Annotated in this window: 12 protein-coding genes; 1 reads left to right on the top strand and 11 read right to left on the bottom strand. The window is 58.9% G+C overall.

Translation table 11 applies throughout. The features are described from left to right. Positions 1 to 8 precede the first annotated feature (8 nt). The 3 genes from thiE to QY316_00985 are packed head-to-tail and all read right to left on the bottom strand — an operon-like array spanning position 9 to position 3,168. On the bottom strand, positions 9 to 656 hold the full coding sequence (gene thiE, locus QY316_00975; GenBank protein WKZ33011.1) for a thiamine phosphate synthase: 648 nt from the start codon (positions 654 to 656) through the stop codon (positions 9 to 11). Next, entirely contained in the window at positions 653 to 2,083 is a 1,431-nt protein-coding gene (locus QY316_00980; protein ID WKZ33012.1) for a sigma-54 dependent transcriptional regulator, read from the bottom strand. Before QY316_00980 ends, thiE begins: the two co-directional genes overlap by 4 nt. Further along, positions 2,080 to 3,168, bottom strand: coding sequence for an ATP-binding protein (locus QY316_00985; protein ID WKZ33013.1), 1,089 nt, complete (start codon positions 3,166 to 3,168; stop codon positions 2,080 to 2,082). Before QY316_00985 ends, QY316_00980 begins: the two co-directional genes overlap by 4 nt. 137 nt (positions 3,169 to 3,305) lie before the next feature. On the opposite strand from QY316_00985, the gene QY316_00990 reads away from it, so the two are divergent. Next, complete coding sequence (locus QY316_00990) at positions 3,306 to 3,710, top strand: NUDIX hydrolase (GenBank protein ID WKZ33014.1); 405 nt, start codon at positions 3,306 to 3,308, stop codon at positions 3,708 to 3,710. Positions 3,711 to 3,965: 255 nt separating this feature from the next. Here the strand turns inward: QY316_00990 and QY316_00995 are convergent, their stop codons facing one another. From QY316_00995 to QY316_01030, 8 genes are all read right to left on the bottom strand, one after another. Beyond that, entirely contained in the window at positions 3,966 to 4,478 is a 513-nt protein-coding gene (locus tag QY316_00995) for a hypothetical protein (protein ID WKZ33015.1), read from the bottom strand. A gap of 128 nt (positions 4,479 to 4,606) precedes the next feature. Further along, positions 4,607 to 4,879: a hypothetical protein gene (locus tag QY316_01000; GenBank protein ID WKZ33016.1), complete on the bottom strand. Its 273-nt coding sequence runs from the start codon at positions 4,877 to 4,879 to the stop codon at positions 4,607 to 4,609. A 13-nt stretch (positions 4,880 to 4,892) separates the two neighbouring features. Further along, positions 4,893 to 5,927, bottom strand: coding sequence for an S-methyl-5-thioribose-1-phosphate isomerase (mtnA, locus tag QY316_01005; protein ID WKZ33017.1), 1,035 nt, complete (start codon positions 5,925 to 5,927; stop codon positions 4,893 to 4,895). A gap of 169 nt (positions 5,928 to 6,096) precedes the next feature. Continuing rightward, a complete protein-coding gene (locus QY316_01010; GenBank protein ID WKZ33018.1) occupies positions 6,097 to 7,335 on the bottom strand; it encodes a molybdopterin molybdotransferase MoeA in 1,239 nt (412 codons plus the stop codon). A gap of 1,040 nt (positions 7,336 to 8,375) precedes the next feature. After that, entirely contained in the window at positions 8,376 to 9,803 is a 1,428-nt protein-coding gene (locus tag QY316_01015; GenBank protein ID WKZ33019.1) for a transglycosylase SLT domain-containing protein, read from the bottom strand. Between the two features lie 8 nt (positions 9,804 to 9,811). Next, positions 9,812 to 11,317, bottom strand: coding sequence for a radical SAM protein (locus QY316_01020; GenBank protein WKZ33020.1), 1,506 nt, complete (start codon positions 11,315 to 11,317; stop codon positions 9,812 to 9,814). Positions 11,318 to 11,607: 290 nt separating this feature from the next. Then, on the bottom strand, positions 11,608 to 14,430 hold the full coding sequence (gene uvrA, locus QY316_01025) for an excinuclease ABC subunit UvrA (protein WKZ33021.1): 2,823 nt from the start codon (positions 14,428 to 14,430) through the stop codon (positions 11,608 to 11,610). A 119-nt stretch (positions 14,431 to 14,549) separates the two neighbouring features. Continuing rightward, positions 14,550 to 15,350 carry a hypothetical protein gene (locus tag QY316_01030; protein ID WKZ33022.1) on the bottom strand — a complete coding sequence of 267 codons (801 nt, stop codon included), beginning with the start codon at positions 15,348 to 15,350 and terminating at the stop codon, positions 14,550 to 14,552. Positions 15,351 to 15,476 lie beyond the last annotated feature (126 nt).

The raw sequence follows: 15,476 nt of genomic DNA on the forward strand, positions 1-15,476 counted from the left end.
CTAAGCCTTCAGCCGTGGTTACGGGCCCTGGATATGAGCGCCGATATCGATGCCGCCTTGGCCTTTATGCTCGGCGCAAGGAGTATGTCGGATATAAGCGCGGCTGAACAGGCGCCGGATTCCAGGACAGATACTATCGTTTCCCCTGTTATGCCGCCGATTGCGACCACCGGTATGTGCACGCTCGCGGAGACCTCCTTGAGCCCCGATAATCCCTTCGGCGTGTCCGCGTCTGTTTTAGTCCTTGTGGGGAATATGGGGCCGAACGAGATGTAGTCCGCTCCTCCGGCCTCGGCCTTTTTCGCCTCTTCGCGGTTGTGGGTGGATACGCCTATTACCGAAGAGGGGAGGAGCCTCCTTGCGTCCTTCAGCGGTATGTCGTCCTGGCCGAGGTGCACCCCTTCGGCAGAGGCCATGAGGGCTATGTCGATCCTGTCGTTTACGATGAAGATGGCCCTTCCCGCAAGGGCCTTCCTCATCTCCAGCGCCGCCCTGAGCATGGCGCCGCTCGTTTCCCCCTTTGCCCGGAGCTGCACGATCCTTGCGCCGCCAGAGGCGAGCTCGTCAGCGCATTCGCCCGCCCTTTCAAGGCTCACGTAGGCCGAATCGACAATGGCGTACAGGCCCGAGATGAACGTGGGATGAGAGTTCTTCATCCTTTGAGCTTCCCCATGCTTATATCGAGCTCCCGTATCTTCTTCCGAAGGGTGTTCCTGTTTATGCCGAGCATCTCCGCGGCCTGCACCTGGTTGCCCCTGGTCTTCTCCAGCACAAGCTTTATGAGGGGCCTTTCCATGTACGGCATGATGAAGGAGTAGAGCTCCTGCCTTGAGCGGTGGTCCGTCTTGTCGATGATGGGCCTCAGGCGCGCGGCAATCATGTCCTCGATGGACTCTTCCCTCCTTGCCCGCTTCTCCGGGAGGGCAAGGTCTTCGTCCTTGATGCTGACGCTCCGCGACATCAGGACGGCCCGCCTTACGGTGTTCTCAAGCTCACGGACGTTCCCGGGCCACTGGTAGGCCTCGAGCGCCTCGAGGGCGGATCCGTCGAACGACCTCGGCCCGCAGTTGAATTCCCTGCTGAACTTCTCGAGGAAGTGCTGCGAAAGCACCGCGACGTCTCCCCTCCGGTCGCGTAGCGGCGGAAGAGTAAGCGTTATGCCGTTGAGCCTGAACAGGAGGTCCTCCCTGAAGCCCCCCCCGGCAACGGCCTTTTCAAGGTCCTGGTTGGTGGCCGCTATTATCCGGACATCCACGCGCACCGGCTCCCTGCCGCCAACGCGGTAGAACTCCCTCTCCTGTATGACGCGCAGAAGCCGCGCCTGCAGGTCCGGGCTCATGTCGCCTACCTCGTCGAGAAAAAGGGTGCCTTTGTCGGCAAGCTCGAACTTCCCTTTTTTCGATTCGACAGCGCCGGTAAAGGCACCCTTTTCGAAGCCGAAGAGCTCGCTCTCCATGAGGTCCCTGGGCACTGCCGCGGTGTTTACGGCAACGAAGGGGCCCTCGGCCCTCGGGCTGTTCACGTGGATGAGCCGCGCAAGCAGCTCCTTGCCCGTGCCGCTCTCGCCGAGGACGAGGACGGTAACGTCCCTCGCGGCGACCTTCCCGGCCTTCTTGAAGACCTCCTCCACGGCCTTGCTCTTCCCGATGAAGACGGTCTCGTCCGAGAGCTTCTGGAGGAGCCTTTCCTTCAGGGTAGAGACCTTTTCCTTGAGCCTCGAGTTCTCGATTGCCCGCTCGACAGTGAGCTCCACCTCGGCGAGGTCAAAGGGCTTGGTTATGTAGTCGAAGGCGCCGAGCTTCATGGCCTCGAGAGTGTTCTTCATGCTCGGCTCGGCGGTCATTATGATGAAGGAAGCGCCGAGGCCGGCTTCCCGCGCCTCTGTAAGGAGCTTCAAGCCGTCCTTGCCCGGCATGTTTATGTCAAGGAGGGCGAGAGAGACCTCCTGCCCCGAAAGTATCTTCCAGGCCTCGCCGCCGTCCGAGGCCCTGACCACATCAAGCCCCTTCTCCCTGAGAAACCTCTCCAGCACCCATAATACGCTCTCGTCGTCGTCCGCAACGAGCACCCTTTCCGCGCTCATCCCGCCCCCCTGTCCTCTACCGGGAGATAGACAAGGACCGAGGTGCCTTCTCCCTGCTCTGAAGCTATCTTCAAGTGACCGCCGTGCTCTTTGATTATTTTAAGGGTGATTGCCATGCCGAGGCCGCTCCCCCTGGGCTTTGTGCTGAAAAAGGGCGTAAAGACGTTTTCAAGGTCTTCGGGCTTTATCCCGCACCCGGTGTCCCGGACCTCTACGGATACCATGCGGCCCGTGCCGCCCTCGCCCATGTGGAATTCGGTTATGGCCCTTGTAGAGACGCTCACGATGCCGCTCTCCGAGACGGCCTCGATCGCGTTCTTTACCAGGTTGAGGAAGACCTGCTTGAGCTGCCCCTCGTCCCCGGCGACCTCCGGGATGCTCGGGTCGTAGCTCTTTACGAAGGCGCAGCGCCCTGCCCCCTCTCCGAGGAGGAGGACCACGGAGTCGAGCACCTGGTGTATGTTGACCGGCTTTTTAACGAGCCTGGCGGGCCTTGCGAAGTCGAGCATCTCGTTAAGTATGCCGTTCAGGCGGTCGGCCTCTTTTATGATCACTTCCATGTATTCGTTGAGGCCCTTGTCAGGGGCCTTCCTCGAGAGGAGCTGGGCGGCGCCCCTTATTCCGCTAAGCGGGTTTCTTATCTCGTGCGCGAGGTTTGCGGCGAAGGCGCCTATGTACGCGAGCCGCTCCTTCCGGAGGGCGCTCGTTTCGAGGGGCTTTATGCCCGAGAGGTCTTTCAATAACGCAACGGCCCCCCTCAGGCCGCCTTCGGGGTCGAAGACGAGGCTTGTGGTCACGCTCACCGGCAAGGCGTCGCCTGTGATCCTCCTCCAGAGCTTCTCTTCGTACTCGGCGAAGATGCGACCCTTGGCCAATGTTTCCCGGAGCATCTCGGCTATGCGCGGGTTCCGCTTTAAGCATGCGTCAAGCGGCTTGCCGAGCACAAAGGAACGCGAAAGCTCGGTCATCTTTTCAGCCGATTGGTTGAAGACGCAGACTTCCATGTCCGGGCCGACGGCGATCACGCCCTCGGCCAGGCTTTCGAGTATGTCTTCCAGGGAAAGCTGGGATGGGTGGGTAGTCATGCGCACTCTGCCTATTTATTAGGCAATGATAGCAGGGCCGCTCTATAAACGCAACGGAAAACAAGGGGATAGGGAATGGGACCCGGAGAAATGCAATAGTGATTGTTTTCTGTTCCTCCCGAAAGCATAATGTCTCCATGCGCGAGATGTCCGCAGGAATAATCATAAAGGACAAGAAGGTGCTCCTCGTACATAACGTGAAGCACGGGCTGAGGGTCGAGCCTCCGGGCGGAAAAAAACTGTCAGACGAGGGCTGGGAGGAATCGGTCACGAGGGAGATACGGGAAGAGCTCGGGGCGGAGGTGCGGGTCACAGGGCTGTTCGGCGAATACAGGACCCATTCGCCCGAGGGGGATTTCATTGTCAGGATGTATTTCTGCGAAATAGTTTCCGGAGTACCCAGGATAATGGAGCCGGAAAAAATACCCTCATTCGGGTGGTATTCCCTTGAAGACCTGAAAAGGCTCTCAAGCGAGGGCACGCTCGTCCCTAACATGCGTCTTGCCCTGGACGATTTTGAGGGCCTCTTGTCCGGGAAATAAAAAAGCCCCGCCTTGAAGGCGGGGCTTTTTTTATGAGCTGGGTGTTGAAAAAACACCCCGCTAATCAATCAACGGATGGACTGCAAAACTGCGAAGACCATCCAGGTCGAGCAATTTGCGAGGCTTGGACTAGATTCTCCGAGGCGCTCGCCAAGCAACGCGCGGAAAGGACCCGAGGCCCCTTTCCGCCTGTTTGCCTGTGGTTCCAATCTGCCCGGGAGCCCGGCTTTTTGCCAGGCCCTGAACCGGCCTGCGTCAGTAGGACTGGCCGGTCTGCCCGGCGTCGCCGCTCATGGTGCCGCCGGCAGCGCCGCCGCCCGTGGTTCCGCCGTCCATTGCACCCTCACCGCCCGGCATACCTGCAAGCTGCGAATCCACGCTCGCGCGTATGTCGCTGCCGAGGTCGGCAGGGTCGGCCACCTCGCCCTCGCGGGCCTGCACCTGGTCGCGGAGCGTCTGTGAGACCATGTCATGGGCGTCGGTATCAGAGAGCCCCCTCTGCATGGCGCTGCTCATGCTGGCGAGAACGTCCCTAAGGCAAGGGCCGGTGCAGTCGTTGTCAACGGCCGTCTTGGCCAGGTCAGATACGGCCTGGGGGTCCGCGTCGTGCTGGGCGAACTCGTTAAGCTGGGGCTCTATTGCGTCGATGTCGGCCTGGGAGAGATCGGTGTTTTCCTGTATCTGCGTCTTGAACTTCTCTACGTCCGCTCCGGCGCCGGTCCTCTCGCCGGCAGCGTAGGCGGAAGGTGCGGCAACGGCTAATACCAAGCCAAAAGCTGCAGCCAGTCGGAAGAAATTGCTTTTCCTCATTTCTGCCCCCCTCTTTTTAAAGTTGCTGGTTTTTATGCCGCATATAAAAAAGTATATACCAGCATCGGAGGGCGTCAAGGGAGGGCTTACGGATTGCCGCGTTTTTCCTTTTCTTCCATGCTGTCGTAGCCGTAAAAAAGGAAGTATACCAGTACCCCGGCCAGGGTTATGAACATGAATATGCCGTTTGAGGTGGCATACCAGAGGACCCCGCCCGCGATTCCAACTATGAAACCAATCCAGTTCAGGGTCTTTACCGTGCCCGGGTCCATCTTCTTCACCAACCGGTCGGCGTACTTGTAGACGAGTATCATGGCGACTACCACGCCTACCGTTATCATGAAGCCGGTTATGGACATAAGCAGCCTTTCGTCATTTAAAAAGCGCCTTGAGACCCTTCTTATAAGGGGCCCGCACGACGCCCTTCTCGGTTATTATGCCGGTTACGAGCCTTGCGGGCGTGACGTCGAATGCGGGGTTTCTTACGCCCACGCCCTTCGGGGCTATCCGCCTCTTCTGTATGTGCGTTACCTCCGAAGGGTCCCTCTCCTCGATGGGGATGAGGTCGCCGTGCGGGGTCTTCAGGTCGATGGTAGAGAGCGGGGCCGCCACATAGAACGGGATGCCGTGCTCCCTCGCGAGCACCGCGACCGTGTAAGTGCCTATCTTGTTGGCAACGTCCCCGTTCGCGGCTATCCTGTCCGCGCCGACCACGACCGAGCCTATGAGCCCTTTTTGCATCATGTAGCCGGCCATGTTGTCGGTTATCAGGGTCACGTCTATCCCGTCCTTCTTTAGCTCCCATGCGGTAAGCCTTGCGCCCTGCAGGAAAGGCCTGGTCTCGTCCGCATATACCTTTATCTTTTTCTTCTGCTCGATAGCGCCCCTTATGACGCCGAGAGCGGTCCCGTACCCGGCGGTCGCAAGCGCCCCTGCATTGCAATGAGTAAGGACGGCGGAGCCGCTCTTTAGAAGCCTCCCCCCGTGCTTGCCGATAAGTCGGTTTATCTCGATATCCTCCCTGTGCATCGTCAAGGCCTCCTTGACGAGCCTCTTCTTGAGTGCCGGCACATCCAGGCCCGGGGAGGATTCCACGACCCCCCTCATCCGCTCTATCGCCCAGAAGAGGTTCACGGCCGTGGGCCGGGCCGAGGCGATCAGCCCGGTTGCCTTGTCGAACTCCTTCCTGAAGGCCTTCATTCCCCCGGCCTTTATCCCGAGGGCGCCGAGGGCCGCGCCCATTGCCGCGGCAACGCCTATTGCCGGGGCGCCCCGGACCACCATGTCCTTTATGGCCCCGGCAACGTCCTTGTGCGAGCGGTATCTCCTGTAAACTTCTTTTTCGGGAAGGAGCCGCTGGTCTATCATCACAACGGAATTGTCCTTCCACTCCACTGTCTTGAACATCGCATTCTCCTATCAGGCTGCTCAAAAAGTCCATCTGCTTCGTTGTCTTCGTCGCTCGTCACTGCGGCGTATACAAAAAATACGCCTCATTCCTCGCTTCTCGACGCCTCGCATCTGGAGCTTTTTGAGCAGCCTGAATGTGGTTTGAGTTTTTCAGCTAACTGCCATATCAAAAGGCGGGGACAGCGCTTCCGAGGACTGTCTCGTCAAATGGCTGCACCTGTACGGTCTCTCCGGCCCTGAACCCCTCCCCGCCCTCCGGGACTATGATAAAGGAGTTTGCCCTGACCATGGTGGATATCATGCCCGAGCCCTGGCCGTCAAGCGGGGTGGCGGCAAAGCCTTTTTCCTCGAGAAAGAGCTCGGCCCTTATGAAGTTCATCCTGCCGGGCTTGATCTTCAGGTCTTTCGTAATGCGCGCCTTGATCGCCCGCCTGAAAAGGTCCTTCCTTCCGGACATCTTGAGAAGAGATGGCCTCACAAACTGCTCGAAAGCCACCATCGACGAGACCGGGTTCCCGGGGAGCCCGAAGGCGGGCTTTCCGCCGATAACGCCGAAGGCGAGGGGCTTTCCAGGCTTCATGGCCACCTTCCAGAATATCATCGACGAGCCCATCTCCTTCAAGACGTCCTTTACGAAGTCGTAATCGCCGACCGAGACGCCGCCCGAGGACACGATGCAGTCCGAAGACATCGCGGCCTCGAGCCTTTCGCGAAGGCTCTCCCTCGTGTCCCGCGCTATCCCGAGCTGGACCGGCGCCGCACCTGCGGCCTTTACGAGCGCCGAGAGTGCGTAGCCGTTGCTGTTCGTTATCTTCCCGAAGCCCGGAGCCTCGAATATGTCCGAGAGCTCGTCGCCCGTCGATATGACGGCCACGCGGGGCCTTTTGTGAACGAAGACGAATGGCACGCCGACCGTGGCGAGCATACTCACCTCCGAGGGGCGGATGAGCGCGCCTCTCCCAATGACGGTCTCGCCCGCCTTGAAGTCCTCGCCCTGGCGCCTTATGTTATCGCCGGGCCGGGCCTGGGCCTTTACGAGTACGTACCCTTCGCCCGGCTCGGTCCTCTCGACCATTATTACCGAGTCCGCGCCCTGAGGCACGGGCGCGCCGGTCATTATGCGGACAGCGGACCCTCCCGCGACCGGCTCCCCGGGCGTCTGGCCCGCCGGAAGGTCGTAGAGCACCTTGAGCCTGACGGGCTTTTCCGGCGAAGCGCCGGAGGTGTCGGCAGCGCGTAGCGCGTAGCCGTCCATGGCGGAGTTGTCCCACGGGGGATTTCCGCCCCTGGCCTTTATGTCCTCCCCGAGCACCCTGCCGAGCGCCTCCTCAACAGGGACGCTCTCTACACCGAGCGGCCTTATTTCCCTGAGTATGGTCTCGAGGGCTTCTCTTACGGAGATCATGACATACCCTTTCAAGGCAACTCTCAAAAATTGATCTTTTCCCCGGACTCTTTGTCATGCCTGGAATAAAAATGCTCGCATATTGCCATATATGCTCCGCTTTTTATTCCCGGCCTTTTATTGCGGGAAGATCTGCAATTTTTAGAGGTTGCCTCAATTTAATCATAGCAGGGTGTTGAAAAACACCCTGCTATGCAATCCACGGATGGATTGCCAAATTGCGAAGACTATCCAAGTCGAGCAATTTGTGAGGCTTGGACGTATTCATTCCGGCCAAGCCGTAGTTGAAAAAATCCAGGAAGGACTTTTTCAACATCCTGATAGTGTAAAACATATCACCATAAGGCTTGCGTGTAAATGGGTAAGAAGATACAGAAGGGCCAGGGAGAGACACACTGCTCGAAGGCAGATCAAAAAGAGCTTTAACGCGCTGCCGCGCTTTTTGGGCATGAGGCTCCCCTCCATCCTCCGGGCTCGGCTCTTATGTCGCTCGGCCTTTGCCCTCGCTCCTGCTGCCCCGCCTCGCCCGTCCCTCCTCCATCCCTATGTCCGCTCCGCCTTATGCCCGGGGTTGTTTTAAATGCAAAAACAAAAGTGCTGTGAGATTTTTTATCTTTAACAAACCCCGGAGGGTAAGGCGAGCGCTGCATAAAGGAGGAAGAGCGTGAACGGGCCGGGAAAGCAGAACTAGGCCCTTCCCCTTCGTTTCACTCGCTCAGGGTAAACTCCGCGACTTCAGGGGCCCGTTGGAGATTACCGGCATTCCGCCGGGAATCTCCAACGCAAGAGGAAGATTTCCGTATTTACATCCGCTCGCTCGACCCAGAAAAAACTCCTGGGTCTCTGCTCTGGTTTTGTGTGTTCACGGGGTGGGGGAGGGGCTGGCAAGCGAGCCTTACCCCCGGACCGCGCGGAAGCGCGGAAAAGGTCTTTCGTTTCGCGTGAAAAAAAATCGCATCGCGTCAAAACGGTCTAGAAGAAGGGAATCGGATTAAGAGCTGAATGGGAAGGGTTCGTTTCAGTCAAAAGCTGACGTGCTATCAGCCCTGCGGCTCCGTAACGGTTACCGCTTCAAACGCCGCGAAGGGGCTCTCCAGCGACGCGCTGCGGTCTGCCCTGACCGGTATCATTATTACGGTGCCGGGCCTGAGCCTCTTCGGGTTTAGGTTTTCGTTAAGGTGCATTATGGGTTTTATCTCGGTCCCGTACCTGGCGGCTATCCTGCCGAGCGTGTCCCCGCGCTTTATCTTGTGCTGCACGAAAGAAACCCTTTTCGCGGGCGGGACCTTCTTCATGTTCTCTACGAACATCTCCGCCGTGCCCGCAGGTATTTTAACCTGGTAGCCGGGATAATCGGGCGGGGTGAACCAGCGCAGGAGCTCGGGGTTGAGCTTCCTTATCTCCTCGACGGTCGTGCCGGCGGCGGCGGCGATTACACGGAGGTCGGTCGCCTGCTTAACCGGGACCTTGTCATAACGGAGCCCTTCGTTGAAGACGACGGGGCTGAAGCCGTATTGCTCCGGGTCCTTCGCTATGGTGAGGGCGGCAAGGTACTTGGGCACGTATTCCCGCGTCTCCCGGTGGAGGACCTTTTTCTTGCTGGCGAGCTCCCAGAAGTCCTCGGTGCCCTGCTTCTTTATGGCCCTGGCGACCCGTCCTTCCCCGGCGTTATAGCCCGCAGCCGCAAGGTACCACGAGCCGAACATCCCGTATAGGTTCTTAAGGTAGCTGGCGGCAGCGTACGTGGCCTTTTCGGGGTCCATCCTCTCGTCTATCCACCAGTCCACCCTGAGGCCGTACCTGACGGCCGTGCCTTTTATGAACTGCCACATGCCTACGGCGTTCGCGTGGGACCTTACGGTCGGGTTTAGCCCGCTTTCTATCAAGGCTATGTAGGAAAGGTCCTCGGGAAGGCCGTTTTCGCGCAGTATCGCCTGGAGCATGTGCATGTAGTCCGCGCTCCTAACGAGCCATTTTTCAAAGTGTTTCCGCCCGTTAGTCTGGAAGTACCTTATGAAGGACTCGACGTTCTTGTTGACAACGATGGGGATTTCCGGAAGCCCGGGCACCTCTTCGGCTTCCACCGCCTCCTCTATCGAGGCCTCGGCCACGAGGAACGGAGGCAGGGCATGGCCGGAGGCAACCTGGCCTGCCGCCTGGCATGAGGGCGCGTTCACCGCCGGCGCGGAACCGGTGTAGTCAAAGTGCATTACGCCGGTATCAGAGTTGGCATCGCATAGGTACAGCGCGTAAGCGTACCTTAAAGTGGTGATGTTCTGGAAGGGGACTTGTCCGGCGGGCGCGCCGAGCCCTTCTGTCGAGAGCCGCCCGGAGCTATCCTGGACCAGGGAGGCAAGCTGCGACCCTCCCTCCGCCACGGCCGGCCAGCCCGCGTCCGTGGTCGAAGCCCACGAGGGGGCGGCGAAGAGCGTCAACGAGAGCGCGGCGGCAAGGAGAGTCGGTTTCATCGTCACCTTCAGCGGTTGTACGGGGACCCGGCGCTCTGTCCGGGGATGCCGCCCGCAAGCTCTATCTGCCGGAACTTCTCCTTGACGTCCTCGGCTGTCTTTTTTGCCGCAAGCTCTATCTTTTTGCCTGCGCTGGTGAGGGCCCTGGTGTAATCGACGAAGTACTGGTTGTTCTTTATCCACTTCTTGGTAAGGCTGTGTCCGTAGGTCTTTATGCCGACATTGAAGAGGTCGAAGCGCGCGGCCCTCCTCGCTATCTGCCAGAGCGAATAGAATTCCTTGGTCGCCCTCATGGTCTCGGTCTGGAGCTCGTAGTAGCTCATGAGCTTGGGCTCGAAGACCACGTGGTGGGCGTCGTAGAGGCTCCAGTCCTTGCTTATTATGCGCCCCTCGCTTTCAAGGTCCCTGTAGCACTTGGTGCCCGGCAGCGGCGTAAGGATAAGGAACTGGACCGATTCGAGGTCGTTCTTCTTCGCGAACTTCACGGTCTCGGCTATGGTGTCGGTCGTGTCCTGGTCGGAGCCGAAGACGAACATGCCGTGTATCCTTATGCCGTTCTTATGGAGCGTCCTTATGCAGTTCGTTATGTCCTCGACCGACTGCTGCTTGTTATAGAGCTTTAGGGTCTGCGGGTTTATGGACTCGAGCCCTATGTAGACGGTGTGGCATTTCGATTTCCGCATGAGATCCAGGAGCTCCTGGTCTTTCGCGATCTCCACCCTGACCTGGGCCGTCCAGTTGGGCGTCAGGCGCTTTTCTATCATCGTGGAGAGGAGTTCCTTGGTCCTCTTCTTGTGGGCGCAGAAGTTGTCGTCGTAGAAAAAGACCCAGTTCCCACCGTACCTCCTGTGGTTCTCGAGCTCTTCTATGACCCTTTCCTTGCTCCTGAACCTGTACTTCTGGCCGAACATGCCGGTGACCGAGCAGAAGCTGCAGTCATAGGGGCACCCCCGCGAAGTCATTATAGGCGCTATGGTGAGCTTCCTTATGTTCTCGGTCTCCATGCCGCTTATGAGGCTGAAGTCCGGGGCAGGGAGCGTGTCCAGGTCCTTGCAGAACGGGGCGGTGGAGTTGTGCTTTATGGCGCCGTCCTTGTAATACGAGAGCCCGGCTATCTTGTCGAGCCCTTTTCCGGTCTCTAACGCCTTTATGAAATCCACGATGACGTCGTCGGCCTCGCCGCGGAGCACGTAATCCGCGTACTGGAGGGCCTCCTCAGGGAGGTAGGTTACATGGGGGCCGCCCATTGCAACGGGTATTCCGGCCTTCCTCACGAGCTTGGCTATCTCGTAAGACCTGCTGGATGTCGAGGTTATGGTGGAAATACAGACCAGGTCGGCGCTCAGGACGTCCTTGAGATCGAGTTCTCCCACGGACTCCACATAGCTTTTCACCTCATAGCCGCTCTGCCTGAGCCTTGTGCCCAGAAGCACCGTGCCGAGCCGCGGAAGGGGCATTCTCGTAAAGATATGAAAATCAGGGGGGTTAGGCTCGATGAAGACGATCTTTCGCATTAGCAGTAGTCCTTTTCCACATGAATGCCATTCATCTTACCCGCGTACAACCGCACTGTCAAGGAAAATGCCTGCCCCGCTCTCCTCTGAAAAACGCCTGAATCACGGGTTTTTTCAGGAAAATCCAGCTCCTCCGGCCAGCTCTGCCGTCCCTTTCGGGAATGCATCATACGCTTGTTTCCGAAATGAATATGTGAGTTGAGGCACGGATTCCAGATGAATATGGAAAATAATCCGGATGCCTTGTTTTTACATCGGAGTTTTCGGGGCTGACTTGAGCCGCACGGGCTTTAAAAGGGTGTGTTTTTCTGCAGGGCCTTTTTCAGGTATTTCGCGGTTATGCTCCGGGGGTTCATCGAGACCTCCTCGGGGGAGCCGGCAGCCACTATCCGACCCCCTTCATCTCCGCCCGAAGGGCCGAGGTCTACTATGTGGTCGGCCGTCTTCATGCAGTCGAGGTTGTGCTCTATCATCAGGACCGAGCTCCCGGAATCGACAAGCCTTCCGAGCACCGCGAGTAGTTTTTTCACGTCGTCCATGTGGAGCCCCGTTGTGGGCTCGTCGAGTATGTATAGGACGTCCCCGGAGGACTCCTCCACGAGTTCCCGTGCAATTTTCAGCCGCTGGGCCTCGCCTCCGGAAAGGGTGGTCGCGCTCTGCCCGAGCTTAAGGTACCCCAGGCCAACTTCCCTGAGGACGGAAAACCTCCTCTGTAGCGCGGGCTCGTTCGGGAAAAGCGCCATCGCGTCCTCGAAAGTCGTCTCAAGTACATCGTATATGCTTTTTCCCCTGTATTTGACGTCGAGGACGTGGCCCTTGTACCTCCTGCCCCGGCATACCGCGCATTTTACGTATACGTCAGGGAGGAAATACATCTCGAGCTTCTCAAACCCCTCTCCCTTGCACGACTCGCACCTGCCGCCGGCGACGTTGAAGGAGAAGTCCCCGGGGGAAAGCCCCATGACGCGGGCAGATGAGATCCCGGCGAATATCTTCCGTATGTCGTCAAAACCGCCTATGTAGGTGAGGGGGTTCGAGCGCGGCGTCCTTCCTATGGGGCTCTGGTCGATGAGCTTGACGCCCGAGACCCTGTCAAGGCCCTGCACGGACGAGTACGGGAGAGGCGGCTCCGACTTCTCGCCGAAGTGCGCGGCGAGCACCGGGTATAGCGTGTCCACTATGAGCGTGCTTTTGCCTGAGCCGGAAACTCCGGTAACGCACGTCATGGTCTTCAGCGGCACTTCGAGGTCAACGGATTTCAGGTTATTGCCCGAGGCGCCCCGGATGACGAGCGACCTGCCGCTCCCCTTCCTTCTCCATCTGGGCACGTGTATGGTCTCCCGGCCCGTGAGGTAATCAGAGGTCAGGGTGCGCGCCGATTCAAGGAACTCGCGTGTGGACCCGGCCCATACTACCCGCCCGCCCTTTTCGCCGGCGCCGGGGCCGAGCTCTATTATGTGGTCTGATTTCGCCATCATGGACGGGTCGTGCTCGACGGTTACGACGGTATTCCCGATCGAGGAAAGCCTCTTAAGCTGGTTTGTAAGCAGGTCAATGTCGACCGGGTGGAGCCCTATGGACGGCTCGTCGAGTATGTAGAGGACGCCGGAGAGCGAGGACGCAAGCTGGGTCGCTATGGTGACCCTTTGCGCCTCCCCGCCGGAGAGGGTCTTTGTGAGCCTGTCCAGGGTTATGTAGCCGAGCCCGGTCTGGCTGAGGAACTCGAGCTTGGTCCGTATCTGCTTGAGGACCTCCTCCGAGACCGCGGCCTCGAAGGGGGCGAGCTCCAGGGATGAAAAGAACGAGAGTGCGTCCTTTATAGTCAAAGCGCTGGCCTCGGCTATGTTGAGACCGCCGATCTTCAAGGAGAGCGCCTCTTTCTTGAGCCTTGCCCCCTTGCAGGCTGAACAGGTTACCTGCCCCTTGTAGCGCGAACTGAACACCTTGATGTGCAGCTTGTATTTCTTGCTCTCCAGGTAGTCGAAGAACTCTTCTATCCCCTCGAAGCCGGGCGCGCCGCCGAAGACGATATCCCGCTCCCTGGCCGTAAGCTTCCCGAAAGGCTTGTCTATATCGACCCCGTGTCGCGGCGCGTGCTTTATGAGCTCTTCGTGCCACCACCGGTAGGACGGCTTTGTCCATGGCTCGATAGCGCCCTCGCGGAGCGTAAGGGACTTATCGGGCACGACCTTTGCCTCGTCGAAGCGGAGCACATTTCCGAAACCCTTGCACTCCGGGCAGGCGCCCACCGGGTGGTTGAAGGAGAGGGAGATGGGAGATGGCCTTTCGACCCTGGCGCCGCAGTTCCGGCATGAAGGCTCTTTTGAAAAGGCCTCTTCGCCCTTTTCCGGCATAAAGGCCCATGCCGAGCCGCCGCCTTCCCTGAAGGCCGTCTCAAGCGCCTCGGTGAGCCTGCGCCTCTCGCTATTCTTGATGAAGAGCCTGTCCGCAACCACCTCCAGGCGGCCCTTGAGCCCGCCAGGAACGCCCTCGGATATGTCGATTATCTCCGAACCTTTTCTTACGCGTATGTAGCCCTTCTGGAGGAGCATGGAGACGGCCTCCTCAGAAGTCCTGCCGTTGAGGGGGAGGTTGAAACCTATGTACGCGCGCTCGCCCTCGTATTTCGAGAGGAGCTCGTCAGCGGCATGGCCCGGACCGCCCTGGCTCACCGGAAACCCGCAGGCCGGGCAGTGGAGCCTCCCGGCCCTGGAAAAGAGGAGGCGCAGGTAGTCGTTAAGCTCGGTAGTCGTGCCGACGGTCGAGCGGCTGCCGCGGACCGGGTTTTTCTGCTCGACCGCTATGGCGGGCCGGATGTTCCTTATTGCGTCCACGTCCGGCCTGTCCATCCTTTCGAGGAAAAGCCTCGTGTAGGTGGAGAGCGACTCTATGAACCTCCATCGGCCTTCGGCAAAAAGGGTGTCGAAGGCGAGCGAGGACTTCCCCGAGCCGCTCGGCCCGACTATGGTCGTTATGAGGTTATGCGGGATGCGGACCGAGATATTCTTGAGGTTATTCTGCTTGAGCCCCTCGATTACCAGCTCGTCTTTGCCAAGGGGGAGCGGGGATTCGAAGGAGATGGCCTCGGCCTTCCCTGTCTTTTTTCTCGCCATGCGTATATAGCCGTCTTTGAGCTTGATTTAACTACTGATTATAGCTCATTAAATGGGAGCATGACCAGAAAAAAAGCCGGACAAAGGGGGGTGAGTCGCATGAAAATGGGTGTGCTCTTCTACATCCTTCGCGAGATACTTACGCCGAACCCGAGATCGGGGCTGCCTTTGGACCATCCTTTCAGGATGTATCCATACAGGTCAAGCACAGGGGACAGCCTTTGTCTCACGAATACGGTCGTCTCCAGAGGAGAAGGGACCCCGGGCGAGGCGGCCTGGCGCCACTCCAATATCAGGCCAGCGGCCGATTCCCTTGCGTACGGGTAGGCGCCGCCCGCCCTCATGAAAATCGCGTTCTTCAAGGTGAAGGCATCGGGGCTCCCGAACGACTCATACCCGATGGCGCCGAAAAGGGATAAATCGTTCAGTGCCGTTAGAGCGTCGGCCTGCAATGAGTAATCTGTTTCGCCAGTGCCGAGGCCCTTTGACTCGTCAGCGGTCGGGAATTTGAAATTCATCGCGAGGCTCAAAAGTAGCGGCCGCTCCGGAAGGTACATCACATTGTAAGACGCCCCGGCCACTATGTCGCCCAGGCCGGAATTCTCCCGGCGCTCTCCGGGCCTTCTGCCCACTACAGGAATTGCGTTCACCCCCGCAGGCACCACGTTCCCGGGGCCGATTACCTGCCTGTACGGAATGACGAGCTTCAATCTGAGCGGGCCTCTTTCGTACGAGGCGGAGACCGGCACCTGCACTATGTCGCTGGCCTCGCGCCCGCCGTAGTCGCCTACGCTCAGGTCAAAGCCGACGCCCAGCTTGATAATCCTGGGGGCTTCATCCGCCGCGCTCGAGGGCCGCGCCGTCATCGTAAGAAGAGACGCGAACACGAGAAGGCTGATAATGACGATGGGTTTTTTCACAAGCTGCCCGTTCCCGATCTCAAGATCTAATGCCAGTCAGTAAGCGTCCAGTCTTATCGTTTCTCGACGGTCCCGCAGATGCTCCGGGCTTGTCTCGCGGCATCCGCAGGCCTTGGCTAAAGGGCT

This window comes from Thermodesulfobacteriota bacterium (genome assembly GCA_030583865.1).
Taxonomy (GTDB): Bacteria; Desulfobacterota; GWC2-55-46; order GWC2-55-46; family GWC2-55-46; genus UBA5799.